The 15522-nt window shown below is 44.4% G+C and carries 9 protein-coding genes; 5 read left to right on the forward strand and 4 right to left on the reverse strand.

Features of this window, described 5'->3' with window-relative positions; all coding sequences use genetic code 11:
• The first annotated feature begins 84 nt into the window (after positions 1-84).
• From OE749_RS08645 to OE749_RS08660, 4 genes are all read left to right on the forward strand, one after another.
• Positions 85-330: a hypothetical protein gene (locus OE749_RS08645; RefSeq protein ID WP_263712048.1), complete on the forward strand. Its 246-nt coding sequence runs from the start codon at positions 85-87 to the stop codon at positions 328-330.
• Positions 327-725 carry a hypothetical protein gene (locus tag OE749_RS08650; protein ID WP_263712049.1) on the forward strand — a complete coding sequence of 133 codons (399 nt, stop codon included), beginning with the start codon at positions 327-329 and terminating at the stop codon, positions 723-725. The genes OE749_RS08645 and OE749_RS08650 overlap by 4 nt, the downstream gene beginning before the upstream one ends.
• A gap of 493 nt (positions 726-1218) precedes the next feature.
• Positions 1219-1797, forward strand: a complete 579-nt coding sequence (locus OE749_RS08655; protein WP_263712050.1) for a hypothetical protein — start codon at positions 1219-1221, stop codon at positions 1795-1797.
• Positions 1798-1878: 81 nt separating this feature from the next.
• Positions 1879-4551 carry an Ig-like domain-containing protein gene (locus OE749_RS08660; RefSeq protein WP_263712051.1) on the forward strand — a complete coding sequence of 891 codons (2673 nt, stop codon included), beginning with the start codon at positions 1879-1881 and terminating at the stop codon, positions 4549-4551.
• Positions 4552-4649: 98 nt separating this feature from the next.
• Here OE749_RS08660 and OE749_RS08665 read toward each other — a convergent pair whose 3' ends face one another.
• Together OE749_RS08665 and OE749_RS08670 are read right to left on the reverse strand one after the other, a co-directional pair.
• The gene (locus tag OE749_RS08665; RefSeq protein WP_263712052.1) at positions 4650-7778 is read right to left on the reverse strand and encodes an Ig-like domain-containing protein; all 3129 of its coding nucleotides are present in this window, start codon (positions 7776-7778) and stop codon (positions 4650-4652) included.
• A gap of 44 nt (positions 7779-7822) precedes the next feature.
• Complete coding sequence (locus OE749_RS08670; RefSeq protein WP_263712053.1) at positions 7823-10954, reverse strand: hypothetical protein; 3132 nt, start codon at positions 10952-10954, stop codon at positions 7823-7825.
• 161 nt (positions 10955-11115) lie between these two features.
• Here OE749_RS08670 and OE749_RS08675 point away from each other — a divergent pair, with 161 nt between their 5' ends.
• Entirely contained in the window at positions 11116-12012 is an 897-nt protein-coding gene (locus tag OE749_RS08675) for a hypothetical protein (RefSeq protein WP_263712054.1), read from the forward strand.
• 65 nt (positions 12013-12077) lie between these two features.
• Here the strand turns inward: OE749_RS08675 and OE749_RS08680 are convergent, their stop codons facing one another.
• A complete protein-coding gene (locus tag OE749_RS08680) occupies positions 12078-12653 on the reverse strand; it encodes a YigZ family protein (RefSeq protein ID WP_404828150.1) in 576 nt (191 codons plus the stop codon).
• Between the two features lie 120 nt (positions 12654-12773).
• Entirely contained in the window at positions 12774-15395 is a 2622-nt protein-coding gene (gene ppc, locus OE749_RS08685) for a phosphoenolpyruvate carboxylase (RefSeq protein WP_263712055.1), read from the reverse strand.
• Between the last annotated feature and the right edge of the window lie 127 nt (positions 15396-15522).

The following is a 15522-nucleotide window of genomic DNA, read 5'->3' on the forward strand; positions in this document are numbered from 1 at the left end:
CGGAGATTTAAAAGTCAAAGAGGACAGTCAGATGTTGGATCGCAACTACCAGAAAACTTATACGAAAAATGGAAAAATGGACTTTTGAGCTCTGATGAGGTTCCGTGGAATTATGATAAGTCAAACTTTATGCAATCAGCAGGAAAAGGTCCGTTTATGGATGCTTTTGCTGAGTTTCACGATGGCTTGCACGATTTTGCATTTATTCCAGATGATCAGGTATCACTAATACTTACTATGCTTCCTTCCTACGCTGTAACAGTATTGGCTGCTGCCCAACCATATTCGCATTATTATTATGTCGATTATTTAGATGGTAGAGGTTCATGATGAAAACTATTTCAAAGGTTTTGCTTGCGTCAGCAACTTGTTTTCTCTTTTCCTGTGCAGCAGGACATGAAGACTTTATTGACTTGAGAAATAACCTTGATGTTGGTCGAGAAATAATGTTTAAGGCTAGCCCTGATAGATTTTCCAGAGCAGGTGAATTTATTCGAGGGAATTATGTAATTGCAGGTGAAGGTCTTTTGAATATTACTAAAAACGCAGAAGGTAAACTTGTTTATCATGTGTTTGTACAAGAGATATTGCCTAATACAAGAATGGAAAAAGAATGGGTTGGTAAATGCTTGATTTACTACATTGTCGATCCCGAAACTTATATTGTTCAAGATTGGGGATTTGACGAAGGTGGGAATCCTTTAAGTTGCAGAACATTCACTTAAAAATTTGAAACCAAACCCGCTCCGGCGGGTTTTGCATCCAATATACTGAGCAGTGGGAAAAATAGTACACCCACTTCTTAAACCAGAGATTTAAATGCAGGTGTTCGCCGTGTTTGATCCAACGTTACAATTTTCTACTCAGGAAAATTGAATTCAGGATGTAGCATAGCCTATTTGACTGGAGAGTCGGTTTTATTTGATAGTTAAAGGCAATATTCAGGCGAGTTTGAGTAGGCCAAGTAGATGGTGCCGGTGTTTTCAAGTTGAATGGAATCGTCTGATATTCTTCTGGTTCTGTTCTGATGTTGCTGTGGCAAGACGCCCTTTTTTAGATCAATAATGTAGCATGCCACCCGTAGCAAGTTTATCCCCTAAACTTTCTTATCTCAGTCATGTACGGACGATGAAAAATAGACTGTCTTCACGTTTTTATCTTTAGTTGAATAAATATTCACGGTGTATATAATTTCGCCTTTTTTAAAAGGAAGCTGTAATGAAACTGATGCTTTTTATTGCAATGGCAATCTTGTCTGCAGGAAGTGTGGCAGGGCAAGTTAATCATCTTGATATTAATGGGAATGTGGTCACTTTTACCACAACTACTGGCAAGTCTCATACGTTACCGTCGTGCGCCACTGACGCTGACAAGCAAAAGTGGGCGATTAGCTTGGACGATGCGAAAGGCAGAGCCATGTATTCTCTTCTTATTACTAGCTTAACCAGCTCATTAACGGTTAATGTAGAAAGTGCAAACGCGTGTGTCGAAGGGCAAGGGATTGAACGAGCGGGGAGAATTTGGACGTCACCTAATATGGGCGGTCAAGCCTCTGTCGCCACAAAGGAAATCCTAAAAACCGTTGGGTATGCTTATTTTGCACTTCAAGGTGGGCAGCCTAGCTGCCAAATAAAAGCATCTTCAAAGGATGATAGCGGGAATGATTATATTGCATCTGCTGGTGGATTTTGTTCCTGTAAATCTGGCGCCAGAGATGTTTACGAAAAATATGGCGACGGCAGTGTAGATGGGCTGTTTAAATGTGTACTCGCCGTTAAAGTACCCGTTGTGTCATAAGTTTACATCACATCTAATTTTCCTATTTTGCTGTGCTTAACAGGATGCACTTAGCTACTTTTCATTAATGGATTTCTTCTGATGTTGCGACTTCCTCTATTTTTTCTTTTTCTGTGTCTATCGACGTTATCTACTGCGTTTGCAAATGGGTGGTACGGCGCTTTGCATGTCTACATTAATATGGAAGAAGATAATGCCCCTCAAATGCGCTTGTCCAATACCGTGTCTGTGAGTCAAGCGGGAAATGTTATTTACACGTGGGAGGGCAGCTTTGCCGCGTACAATGTGGAGCTATTTTCTGGTGGAGTATGGCAAAGAGTGGCTTCAAGCATTTCGCAGCAGAGTGTTGTTCTTCCTGTTAATGTAGAGGGACGGTATAAAGTACGTATTAATGGATGCATCAGAGAACAATGCAGCGAATTCATAGTATCTGAAGAATTCAACGTCGATTTCTCCGTTTTTGCCGTTGCCGACGACATAGGCGTTGCTGGAGAAATCAAAACTCATTCACTTTTTATACTCGACAATGACTTTGATCATGCTGAAGAGACGTTTCAGATTCATGGGATAACCTCTTTACCTCAGAGCGGGAACGTCGCACTCTCTGCGAACGCCAAATCAGTACTTTATAATGCCAACGCCACCCTATGCGAGTCACAAGATGAGATTGTTGATCAGTTTGGGTATACAGTGATCAATGCTAAAGGGGATATATCAGAACCTGCTACCGTTACCGTGCACGTAGCTTGCTCCAGTACTATTATCGCCCAAAACGATCGCGTAGGTTTTTATGTCGGTGAGCCAATCACGTTTTCTGTTGTGAATAATGATATCGATTCTCGTGGAAGACGGTTGTTCGTAAAACAAATTTCGTCCCAGCCAATACTCGAGGGCTTGTCGCTCAAAGACAATGTATTTACCTATACATCCACCAAATGTAACGACGAGACAGTGAGTTATAATGTTGAAAACGACATTGGCGACACCGCACAAGCAAGTGTTGAACTGTATTGTAAAAACCCATATGCACGCGATGATTTTGCGACCGTTTACGTGGGAGATTCGGTAGATATTAATTTAGTGGCTAATGATATTGATCCTGGTGGAGAATCGCTTGTTTTCTATGGTCTAAAAAGCATTCCCTATCATGGCCATTTTTCTCCGCTTTCCGATGGTAGCGGCATTCGATATGCGGCATACAGCGCAGCATGCGGAGAGGCGGGATTTATTGAGGAAACATTTCAATATCGCGCATTGAATGCGAAAAACAAATACACAAACAGAGCAAATGTGACGGTGAGGGTATTATGTGATAGCTGGCCAATTGCTGAGAATGACAGTGTCGCATACTTGGTTAATCAAGCGCTTAAAGTGCCTGTGCTTGCAAACGATTATGACCCGAAAGACAGCGTAATTAGAATTGGAAATATTACTCAACCCGAACATGGAACTGTGCGTAAAATTCGTGCTTCACAAGTAAAACCTGAATATCTACTCTACGAACCTGCTGCCGATAGGTGTGTACCTGATACTTTCCAATACACGGTGTTTAATGGCTTAAATCGAGAATCAGAGTTGGCCACGGTAACGTTATCTTGTAAGAATGATGGCAGTCCTATTGCAGTGAGTGATTACTATGAATTGACACAAGGTGAGTCATTTGTTGAAAAACTGATTGAAAATGACGCTGATCCTAATGGCCTTCAACTCAGGGTAGAAGGCTTGAGCAGCCTAGCTTGGGGGCGCTGGGAGTTAGGAGGTCAACATCGTGGGTTTTTAAGTTACGCTCACGATACTCCACAATGCGATGAAAATGGCGTGTTCTATGATCGTTTTTCCTATCGCGCCACCAACAGTGTTGGACAAAACAGTAATGTCGCACTCATTACCGTTAAGGTCAGATGCAGTGCATATCCTGTTGCAAATGATGACAGCCCAGAATTTTTAAAAGGCAAACCTGTCACTTTCCGCCCACTAGACAATGACAAAGATCCGTCTAATAAGCATGTTACGTTCAACGAAATCGTCAGAGATGTCAATTTTGGAACGCTGATAAATCATGGTGACGGACAATTTACTTATACACCTAACGCGACAGATGTGTGTAAAGATGATGCCTTCACTTACACGATTGTCAGCCAAGCTGGTAAAGTATCAAGGCAAGCTACAGTAAAGTTAAACTGTGTGTTCGACAGGCCTATTGCAAATGATGATTACGCTGAAGTTAATGAGAACGGCACGGTATATATCCCTATTTTAGAGAATGACGAAGAGCCATTTGGAGCGCCTCTTTACGTGTACGGCACGACCGACTTACCGTTTTTTGGTTGGCACGAAGTGATCGATAATGGCCAACGCTTTAAGTATACCCACCAAAGCCACCATGGTACATGTGATGAAAGTCGAACGTTATTGGAAGTTTTGACCTATGAAGCAAGAAGTGAAAATGGTGCTTCGAATCCAGCGAAAATTACGGTGCGTATATTGTGTACTGCATTTAAAACGACCGCCGAAGAAGCATTGGTGGGACAACCATTTGAGCTTCGTTGGAGTTTGGGCGCACTAGAGCGCTGTTCATCTGAGTTAATTCCTGGTGAATTTAGCGGTAGTGGCAGTCGAACTGTCGCGATATATACGCCCGTCACAGCCGTACCATTTATCTGTCAAAGCGAGACAACAAATATTGTACGAAGAGAAAAGCTAATCCTTTCTGTGAAAAAACTCCCAGCCGTTAAACTTCACTATCAACAGTAAACCGTAGGCTGGGCTTCTTAAGGCTTCAGCCAAAAAACAAAACAATAAATAGGTGAGCGAGGTATATCGCTCACCTAACCTGCCAGAGTACGGCTGTTTTAATGCTTATACAGTGTGGGTGAAGGCAGTTTTTTTAGCTTCAAAGGACTATCTACAACCACCTCGTGGTTCTGTTGGTTGGTGCACACCCATTGAGTTTGATTAGACGCATCTTGATAAAATGTAAATGGCATTTTCCCTGAGCCAGTTAATGCTGGAAGCTCGCCATTATCTAACACGCAAGAAAAGCCGTCGTCTATTTGCCAGCGTAACTCTATTGGTTGACCCAAACTCGACACATTGGGGAGCCAAGTAATGGTAATGCAGTGAATAGACAGATTTACCTTTGCTGGGGGTGATGGGTTGCCAGTATCATCAATTACGGTGTATTGGAATTCGTCACGTATGACGTCACCGGGGATACACTGACTTTGATTTGGTGTGTAGGTTATCGCGGTCTCGTCTTTTGATAAAACGGCGCGGCCCTTCGTGGGGGGCTGATAGATTTTGTCTATCGACAAATTAGTTGCATCGGGATCGAGTAGCTCATCATTTTGCAGCACGGGCAACGTAATGGTTTGGCTAAAACCAAGGGTAAAACTGTCGTCATTTGCTTTGGGCGGCTTACCGCATTGAAGCCGCACTGCTGCAGGCTCTGAAATGAGTCCTTTCGCGTTAATGATTGTGTAGTGAAACACCACATCAGCGCATTGGTCTTGAGCTGGTACAAAAGTAAACCACCCGTCATTGCCGACTTGGGTTAGGTACCCTTGCATGATATCGGCGCTTGATTGGTGGATCAGAATTGGACTCGCATAGTGATCAAAGTCATCACGTGAGCAATCTGACGGCCAGTTGTGCGTGTCGTCCAGTGAAAGCGAGTCATTGCACGCTGGGTTAATTACATTGAAACTTAAATTTTTTCCTTTTTGATAATAGTAAACATCGGGTAATGCAACGGGGATTGCTGGCAAAGAGCAGCTGATTGTTATTATTGCAGTCGCAGGAGGGGAGTACAAACCTGCACTATTTTTAACCCTATACGAAAACGTGTCTGTAAACTCTGTATTCGTATTACAATTTTCGATGGCATGGGTATATTTCAAATGAATGCCATCCTCGTGAAATTCTGCATAACCATAATTAGCTGGTTTAACAATTTCTACATTAGTAATAGGTAGGCTGCGGGGATCGACGACGGAAGAGGCGTAAGGGGATAGGTATTCAACAGATGAAAAAACCTCAATCGTTCTAGCGTTGTTTAATGCCTTCGGTCTTGCGTCTATCACCTCGATTGTCATCGTGTATGGTGCGCTATTTAGTCTGCCATAATCACCAAACAATACGGGAACAGAGAGTGTTCCGAAAAAACCTTCTTTGGGGTGTAGGGTGGTTCCATTGTTTGTAAGAATATAGTTCTCTCCTTCCATCATTCGGCCATCACCAATGTTGAAATTGCGAGAGAACGTAAAGTCACGATAGGTTATGTTATAGCTTTCAGAGGTATCCAACACTAAGGGTTGTTGATCTAGCACTGCCAATTGGGAGACAGCCTGAGTGCACACTTGCTGGGATCTGCTGTTAAGATTACCTGTGTGAGAATTTATTAAAGCTTGAACAAAATAGCAGTACTCACCTGGGGCGTCGAGACTTACCGATACACGCATTGTATTGTCCGTTTCATTGATAGGAGGCGAAATTGATTTAAAGTTTTCACCCGGCCGCCTCTCAAAGATGTGATAGGTAGAGGGCACGGCAAGTGTTTGCCAGGAAATAATTTGATTAGTCCCCACGTGTGTATGTGTCTGTACTTCATTGATCACTACCTCGGGACGCCCCACCACAATCCGCTCAGCCTCACTCGCGGGGCTGCACCCAACCGCGCTACATACTTTCGCCGTGAGAGAATAAAACCCCATTTCGCTGATGGTGACTGTTACTGGGCTAGTGCGTGTGTTAAGGATGTGTTCTTCGTTGCTGAAGATCGCTATCCATGTGTCGCCATAGGTTTTATCTGGAAACGTCACGTCTAAGTTGAGCGGTTGATTAGGCTCAACGTCGGTGAACCTAGACGTTACTGTGGGAGCTAAGTGTGGTGCGCCAGCAATGACAGGTAAATATTTCACATACGACTTTGTCGCGCAATTATAACCTTCACACGTTTGGATTTGAACGGCGGCGACACCTTCGCTATTCAAGGTGAAGCAGGGATGCTTATTTAGATACCCCTTTAGGTTGTTGTTGATAAAAATAGATACTTTTAAGTCTTGCGCTATGTCGATATCTACGCACACGGGTTGGCCAACTACGGCAAATTCAGGTAGCGCATAAAGCGGGTTTCTTGGCGGGGCTTGATTTGAAACGGTAACGGCTTCATCACTAAAGGTGCCGCAGCTTGAACCGTCACACGCCCTTACTTTATAGCGATTTACAGTGCCTCCGTAGTGAGATGGAGAAGCGTTTGTTTCAGTGGTGGTTACTAGCAAACTACCATTTTCAAACACTTCGTAGTGTGTTGCCCACGATACAGGTGAAAAGCGTACAGTAAATGGGCTCATGAATTCTCTGATTTCAGGTAGCTGAACGGTTGGCACATCTGGCGAAGATGCTGGGCGATTAGGTACGTAACCTTGAACTTGCACGATATCGCTAGAGAGGCTGCAAGCGGTTGCGCATGCGTGCGCATAAAATGTGTTAGTACCTGGTTCTGTGATGGTTGAACAACGGCCTGTCATCTTACTATTTTTATAGTAATAAAATCGCGTAGCGTCTTGCGGGGTGTTGTGTTCGATGCAAACGGTATCACCCACTGCAGCTGTTAAAGGCAATGAAATATCAGGAGGAGGCACATTACCTGAGACTGCAATTGCAATGGCTTCGTTACTGAATGCCGAGCACCCAGTTTGATCACAGGCTTTTACTTGATAAACATTTTTGGATTGTCTGAACCATACATCGACAGTGTTGGAATCACTGGTTTTTATTTTGTGACCATTTTCATAAATTTCATAATGTGAAATGGATTCTGCACTGTTGATAGTGAGAGTGTATAACTGACCTATTTTGCCGCTTGCTGGAACAGTGACAAAAGGCGACAGGGGTGCACCAATGGCATTGGTGGCTTTGCATACCCACAGAGCAGCAAGAAATAGAAGAAAAATGACGTGGTTCATTAGCTGTTTAGGCATGGCTCGCTCTCATTATTGATGTGTTGTAACGTAATTTCCATTCACTAACGCCTCTGGTGAAGTGTGGGTGTAGCGAGTTTCTTCAGGGTGTAGTCAATTTTGAGCGTAAATGCGGGGCTAACCTCTCCTTTAGAACAGGAAAACTCCATGGGGCTATTGCTCAGGCTGTAAAAGGTGAATGGCAGTGAACCGCTTTGCGTTATCTCTTCCAACTGCTTTATCGGTGATTCTTGCCAACGGCAGTGTACACCGTTGTTTAAACGCCACATAAGTTGATTGTTTTCACCCACAGAAAATTCAGATTTTTCCAATTGTAGCGTTTGACAATGCACTATTAACGATACCTCAGCTGAATTGGATATCTCCCCTTCATGTGACATGATTTGGTAGGCAAAATTGTCTTCAAACGTTGTCTTATCTATACAAACAGATGCATCTGGCGTGTAAACGATAAACTGCTTATCCATCGATATGCGTGTAGCGCCGCTCTTAGCTTGAGACGTTATTTGGTGTACCTTCAACATCGAAGCGGTTGATGGTAAAGCATCATCTTGCGCGGCCGAAGGCAATGTATCGTTCGCTAATACATCTAGGTTATACGGTGCGGTGTAAGGAATTACAAAATGATCATCTACGGCTTTAGGTGCGTTGTCGCACTCCAGCCTAACAAGTGCTGGCTCTGAAATCAGGCCATTCTGATTTTTAATGGTATAAAAGAACCAATCTAGCTGGCATGAATCTGATTGAGGTGAATAGACTATCGAGCCTGCGTCGCCCACGACATACAACTCACCATGTTTGGGGGGCTGGGAAATGGCGTTCAGTGTGATCGCAGATTGGTAATTGTCATAATCTCGCCCCGTACATGCACCATTCGGTTCGCCCGAAGAGGGATGGGGGGCGTCACATTCCCGGCTCATCACATTGAACGTTACTGGATGATTTTTTTTATAATAAAAGGCATCATCTGTTGCTATTGGAATGGCCGAATATGGGCAGCTGATTTTAATTTTAGCAACACCGGGTAAAGACTGTAGACCTTCACTGTTAGTGATAACGTAGGTAAATTCATCTTCAAATACATCGCCTTGATTGACGCATGCGTGTTTAGTACTGGTATATTGAATGGTTCGAATATCGCTTCCTATTTCCAAAGTACCGTAACGCGAATATTGAAGAATCGATACACTTGTGATGTCTAATCCTCTGGGATCTGCTTGGCTTGAAAATGGAAAAATCATGCCGTAGGTGTCTTTATATTGTATTGTGTATGTTCCACTGAGTGCTGTCGGGCGGCCATCTAAAACGGTGACAGGCACAGATAACGTATTGCTCAATAGCCCATAGCGGTCAGCCAGTTGAATATCTATTTCGTGGTTTCCGGGTTTATTTGGGATTGGGTGGATACGGGTTCCGTTTTCGCTAAGAGTAAAATTTCCTCGCGTGTCGATGGCGTGAATACGTACCTGACCGTTATCTGGGTGAAACGTGAATTGCTGCGGCGTAAATGTATAAGTTGAGGTGTGAGAAAGTGTAATTTTAGGCCCGTTGAATGACACCAAGTTGAAAGGCTCGTGTACAAAAAAACAGGTTTCTCTTGATTGTTTTATCGCCCATCCTTCAAACGTCCATCTTATGAAAGTGCAATAATACCCGGGAGTAGGGAATGGCATTTGAAAATTAGGGGTAGAGATATCTCTCATTGCCACACGGTAATTGGAATTTCTTTCTTTAACATATACGTCAAACTTGTACGAGTTGGTGTACCCGTTTACTGTGAAGGACTGCTCCATCAGTGTGTTAATATGAGGGTGTTCTGTAGAAATATCTAATTGTGGCGGCAGTACATACGCTGTCACGGTTTCACTCATCTCTGAACAGCCAGCTTCATTACACGCTCGAATCGCCATCTCAAAGCGCCCGGGTGTCGAGGATGAGTATCGAAATGGGCTAGATTTTTGCGTCGTGTGATGTTGTCCGTCTACCCATAATTCATAATTGGTATTTCCACTACTTTCTGCCACAGGAGGGAAAGGTAGAGATAGTTCTGCGTCAACATTTTGCTGCAAGCCAGTATTGGAAAAAAAGCGCGGCCTTGATGGGATTCCTGGCAAAACAGAGACGTATTTTGTCGCGCTACTATATGAGCACTCATGCTTACATGCTTTCACTGAATAAGCATATACGCCGGGTTCTTCTTGCATACATTTGGGAAAGTCAGTTGTATGTCGAGAAACACCATTTTTCGACAGAAAATAATGTGTTGCGTTAGGCTCGGAGATGTCAGATGCGCAAAATCGTGTGTTTGCTTCAACACTATTAGCTAGTCCTTCAAAATATGGCGTTTGAATAGCTTTACGCCTATCTAAGACGACTGTAATCTCCTCGCTAAACGGGCCACAATCCTTGTTTTGATTGCAAGCTCTCACTTTAAAACGTTGAATATTGTCTCCACTTGGCGCAGCAGTATAACTCGGTTCAAGAGTCGAACGAATTAACTGATCATTTAAGTAAAGTTCAAAGTATGAAGCGCCTGGGCGTGCTGTTATTTCTACAGTAAACGACATGTTTGGAGACACGTACGCAGGCGCGTTTAACGAGGGGGCAAGCGTTGATGTGTTGCCTTTAGGCTCAACATACGCCAACACGTCATGGACATTGCTACGGGTACAACCTTTACCGCATGCAGCAACGTCAAAAAAGTGCATACCGGGCGTGGTTAATGTTATGCATGAGCCCACTCTGTCATTGCCATTGTGGTATACGAAATACGTAGATGTGCGCGCTGAAGGTTTGAACTTTAAGCACATTTTCTCTCCTACCTTCACTAAGGATGGCCCTGTGAGGTCTACCCCGTCAGGTATAATGGCCGGAGACAATAGGGTGATTTCGTTACCTAAATCTGAACAATCGTTACCTCTGCACGCTTTTGCCGATACACGCGTTAACGCACCTTGGGGGACACTAAGTTTTAACGATGGCGCTGTTGATATTGTGTGCACATTACTATTGCCGTTCACATACCATTGATAAGAAGTGGCACCAATGACGGGTTCAGCGGTTAGGCTAGCTACTGTACTTGTTGTTCGTTCGCTATTAATAAAGGGGGCTGGCGTTGCTGCAACTGCAAAAGAGAGGCAGAGCGACAATATTAATGTAGTTAATACTTGAGACACTATCAATCCTTGATGAAAACCGCACAAACGCGCAATTCTATAGCCTAATTCTAAATAGGCAATAAGTTTGAGGTTGTTTAGTTATACCGCATAACGCTAAAATTTACGGCTTAGGCCGATTTAACGTTGGTCGTTCAAGGTTTTTGTTAGGGGTCATCAGGATGAGATTTTCACGTTTACTATCACTCGTTTTTCTTGTGCACTTTCAAGTTAATGGTGCAAGCCTGATCAACTATCTTTTAATTGATGAGGATATTGTTTATTTTGGAAATAGTGATGTTAAAGCACACACGCTTCCTGAGTGCGTGTCCTCTGAAAATCAGCCTTACTACGGGTTGTCTTTGAATAATCCAGACGGCAGGGCTTTGTACTCTCTTTTAATGTACGCGATGTCGGAGAAGGCCAGCGTTTCAGTGGTGCCTGCCCACGATTGTAAAGTGGTTGGAAAAGTGGAACGTGCAAAAGGTATTAAGTTCGATGTTGAAAGTGGGAATGCGACGCAACCTTCAAAGACTCCGCAAATCAATAATATTCTAAATGGAATGGCCTTTAGCGAACAACCCATTACGACCATTAAGGGAGATGTGACCGATGGTAATGGTGATTTTTTTGAATATGTAAGGCGTTTTCATGGTGGCATCTCAAAGCGCTTGACTATATATAACAAGCAAGAAAAGCAAACGCTGATTCATTTGCAGGGGCAAGGTTGGTTGACCTCTTTGATTTTACCCAGAATTGACTATTCAACGCATGAAACATTAGATGTTGAAATTACAGTGGATGGGGAAATATATCTATTTTCTTTGGACGGTAATGATCCAATGCGTGCACACCTATCAAGAAACGTGCGCCCAGTATTTGGCGTTTTTGACCTTAACTCACAAGGGCAAAATGTGCTAGCGTCGCCTCTTGATGTTGTATCTATGGGACGAGCTGTCCCCTTCAATAATGAGTTAAAGATAACAGTGACGAGTTATGCATCGACCGACCGGATGCAATATGATACCGGCATTCTTCAGATACTACCGGGCGTACCTAGTGCAGTGACATTAGAGTAGAAGGTAGCGGAGCGCTATACGCAACGGTAAAAGAGAGACATGAGATTCGGGTTATTCGTGTATGACTAGTCTTTTACTTTGCCCATTACGCGCCCTTGTGTCGCGTTTTTGATTTGGTCGAGAATTTGAGCAACGGATGCAGACTCGATATGGGTGTCCATGATAATGGTTGAATTGAAGGTGGTATTTAGCTTTTCATGCTCAGTCTCATTGAGAAGGGCGTCTACAATATTCTGGTCTTGATAACTACATTCAAAAGAAACCGCTGTCATCGGAATTTTGACTTTGGTTTCAAGTTTAGAGAGAGCCAGCTTAACACCCCCGCCATAAGCCTTGACTAAGCCACCCGTGCCTAACTTTGTGCCACCAAAATAGCGGGCGCATACGGCCGTGATTTCGCCCACGTCAGATCCGCACAATTGTGCGAGCATGGGACGACCAGCAGTGCCAGACGGCTCACCATCATCACTGCACCCCAATAGCATGGTGCTATTAGGTGCACCAGCATTAAACGCCCAACAATTGTGTCTTGCATCACTATGAATGTGCTTTATGTGCTCAACAAAGGCCTTTGCTGATGCAATAGAGGGAGTATGCGCGACATAAGTAATAAACCGACTGCGTTTGATTTCTTCTTCCACAACATGTGGTGAGGCGTGGGTGGCAATGGGGATTGAATAAGAAATGGCAGGTCCCTCAAATAAACGGCGGAGTCGAATTATAACGACTCCGCCAGAGTAAAAGAAGCACTTAGTGTGTGTTTATCCCGTGTTGCGCATGCCTACAGCAAGGCCAGCAATGGTCACCATCATAGCTCGCTCTAGGGTATGATCGGTGACTTCTTCGCCTGAGGCACGAATACGTGATAATAACTCTATCTGTAAAAAGTGGAGTGGCTGCATGTATCCAGCTCGAATATTCATGCTCTCTTTACCTTTGGGATCTGTTTCCATGACTTCTTGTTGCTCAAGTAGTTTGAGCAATAACTCAATACTTTGAGTAAGCTCCTCACGCAGCGCTCCACCAAAATGCTGTAGCGCTGGTGGTACAAGTCGCGCGTCGTACTCTTCACTGATACGCGGATCGGCTTTGTTAAATACCATATCAAGCATCGACAAACGGCTGTGAAAGAACGGCCAGTTGTTAAGCATATCTTTAACGGTACTTTCATGGCCTTGCGAAAGAGTCGATTCAACGGCTTTCATCACGCCTAACCAGCTTGGCAGTACCAGCCGTGTTTGGGCCCAGGCAAAAATCCAAGGTATCGCGCGCAAGCTTTCAATGCCACCTGATGGTTTGCGCTTTGCAGGACGGCTTCCTAGCGGCAGTTTGCCCAACTCTTGTTCTGGTGTGGCGACTCTGAAGTATGGCACGAAGTTTTCATCATGGCGCACGGTGTGACGATAGTTGTCTCGTCCGGCATCGGCCATAGTTTGGATCACGTCTCGCCATGCTGGTTGAGGAACCGGTGGGGGAGTGACTATGGCTTCTAAAATCGCGCTGGCGTACAAGTTCAGGCTTTGAACCGCTAAAGTAGACATGCCAAACTTATAACGAATGGTTTCGCCTTGTTCGGTGACTCTGAACCCGCCTTTAAGTGAGCCAGGTGGTTGCGATAAGATAGCTGCATGAGCAGGTAAGCCGCCCCGGCCAATGGTACCGCCACGTCCGTGAAATAGCGTAAGCTCAATATTGTATTCGTCTGCCAATGCAACCAGCGCTTCTTGCGACTGATACTGCGCCCACCCTGCGGCGAGTGCGCCTGCGTCTTTGGCCGAATCAGAATACCCAATCATGACGTACTGTCGGCCTTTTATATAACCGCGATACCAATCTAACGAAAGCAGCTTGTTCATGACGTGTGGCGCATTGTTTAAGTCATCTAGCGTTTCGAACAAAGGCGCAACTGGCATGGGCCATTTCACCCCCGTCTCTTGCAGCAACAGTTGCACCGCCATGACGTCTGAGGGTTGGCTTGCCATTGAAATAATGTAAATGCCAAATCCTGCTTGTCGGTTTTGTGCGATGACCTTGCAGGTATCTAATACTTCTTTCACGTCAGCGCTTGGTGCCCAGTCGGCTGGAAATAGCGGCCGTTTAGAGCTTAACTCTTTGAGTAAAAAGGCTTGCTTGTCTTCTTCGTTCCATTGACTGTAGTCGCCCATACCTAAATAACGGGTGATTTCGCCAAATACTTGTGTGTGGCGTTCTGAGTCTTGCCTGATATCAAGCTTAAGTAAATGCACACCAAAGCAATGCACTCGGCGTATGGTATCTAGTAGCTTACCCTTTGCGGTCACTTCCATACCGCAATTGATCAGTGAGGTGTAACACAGCATCAGAGGCTCAAGTAATTCTTCTTTGCTATGAACCCAGTCAGACTCGTCAACAATATCGCCGTTTAGCCGAGCAATAATTCCTTCATGAGTTTTACGAAGTCGATGTAACAACGGGCGTAACAATGCACGGTATGGCTCTCTGGCATCACCCACAACGTGCTTGATTGCCTCGTCGCAATCAGACATAGACAACTCCACTTGTAGCATGTCGATATCAGCAGCGAATAAGCGTGATGCGCGGCGCCTTGCTCTGAGCAACACAGTTTGTGTAACCTCTGCCGTAACAAACGGGTTGCCATCGCGATCTCCGCCCATCCAAGAGCTGAACTTTACGGGCGAGGCATCAAGCGGAATGGATGTACCGTATTGTGATTGTATGCGTTGATCTAATTCACGTATGAAAGTCGGAACTGCCTCCCACAGAGAGTTTTCTATTACTGAAAACCCCCAGCGAGCTTCATCAACCGGTGTAGGGCGCACCGAGCGAATTTCTTCTGTATGCCATGCCTGACTGATTAAATCTGCAATACGAGTTTCTAGGGCTTCGCGGTTGTCGTCTGTCAGATTCTGCTGGTGAATGAGTGTCAGACATTTCGCCAATTCACTGTGCTTGTGAATGAGGGTTCTGCGGGTGACTTCGGTAGGATGTGCCGTTAACACTAGATCAATTTCCAGCTCAGACAGTGCTGCTTCAAATTGCTTGCTATCTAAGTCAATTGCATCGAAATGTTCAAACAATGACGCAACAGGGTCGGCAGAAGGGCGAAAGCTATTGAATTCTTGTTCTGCGATATTGGCTAAGTTTAAAAACTGCGAAAAAGCGCGACCAATGGTGAGCAACTCTTCATTTTTAAGCTCTTTGAACAACGTTTTTAATGCGTCTGCGCTTTTTTCTTCGCCTTGAAATGATTTGCGGCCATGTTTTCGAATGGTTTCTATACGTTCCAGCCATTCGTCACCGAGTTGTGAGCGAATGGTTTCGCCCAAGGTGGCACCAAGAAAGCGGACTGATTCTCGTAATTCTGGCTCAATTTTTGTCGCCATTTTGCCTCCATACACTAGTTGAGATGATTTTTTAGGCTTATTTTGTAATTTTATTACAGGCTACCATACGATGGTTACCTATGCATGTCTATGTCATTTTACCCATAAGAATATTCGCTATTCGCCT

The sequence above is a fragment of the Fluctibacter corallii genome, assembly GCF_025751585.1.
Lineage (GTDB): Bacteria > Pseudomonadota > Gammaproteobacteria > Enterobacterales > Alteromonadaceae > Fluctibacter_A > Fluctibacter_A corallii.

Bases quoted from the DNA above. Each gene is read 5' to 3' on its own strand.
- OE749_RS08650 (WP_263712049.1), top strand. From the start codon at position 327: ATGATGAAAACTATTTCAAAGGTTTTGCTTGCGTCAGCAACTTGTTTT.
- OE749_RS08655 (WP_263712050.1), top strand. From the start codon at position 1,219: ATGAAACTGATGCTTTTTATTGCAATGGCAATCTTGTCTGCAGGAAGT.
- OE749_RS08660 (WP_263712051.1), top strand. From the start codon at position 1,879: ATGTTGCGACTTCCTCTATTTTTTCTTTTTCTGTGTCTATCGACGTTA.
- OE749_RS08665 (WP_263712052.1), bottom strand. From the start codon at position 7,778: ATGCCTAAACAGCTAATGAACCACGTCATTTTTCTTCTATTTCTTGCT.
- OE749_RS08675 (WP_263712054.1), top strand. From the start codon at position 11,116: ATGAGATTTTCACGTTTACTATCACTCGTTTTTCTTGTGCACTTTCAA.
- ppc (WP_263712055.1), bottom strand. From the start codon at position 15,395: ATGGCGACAAAAATTGAGCCAGAATTACGAGAATCAGTCCGCTTTCTT.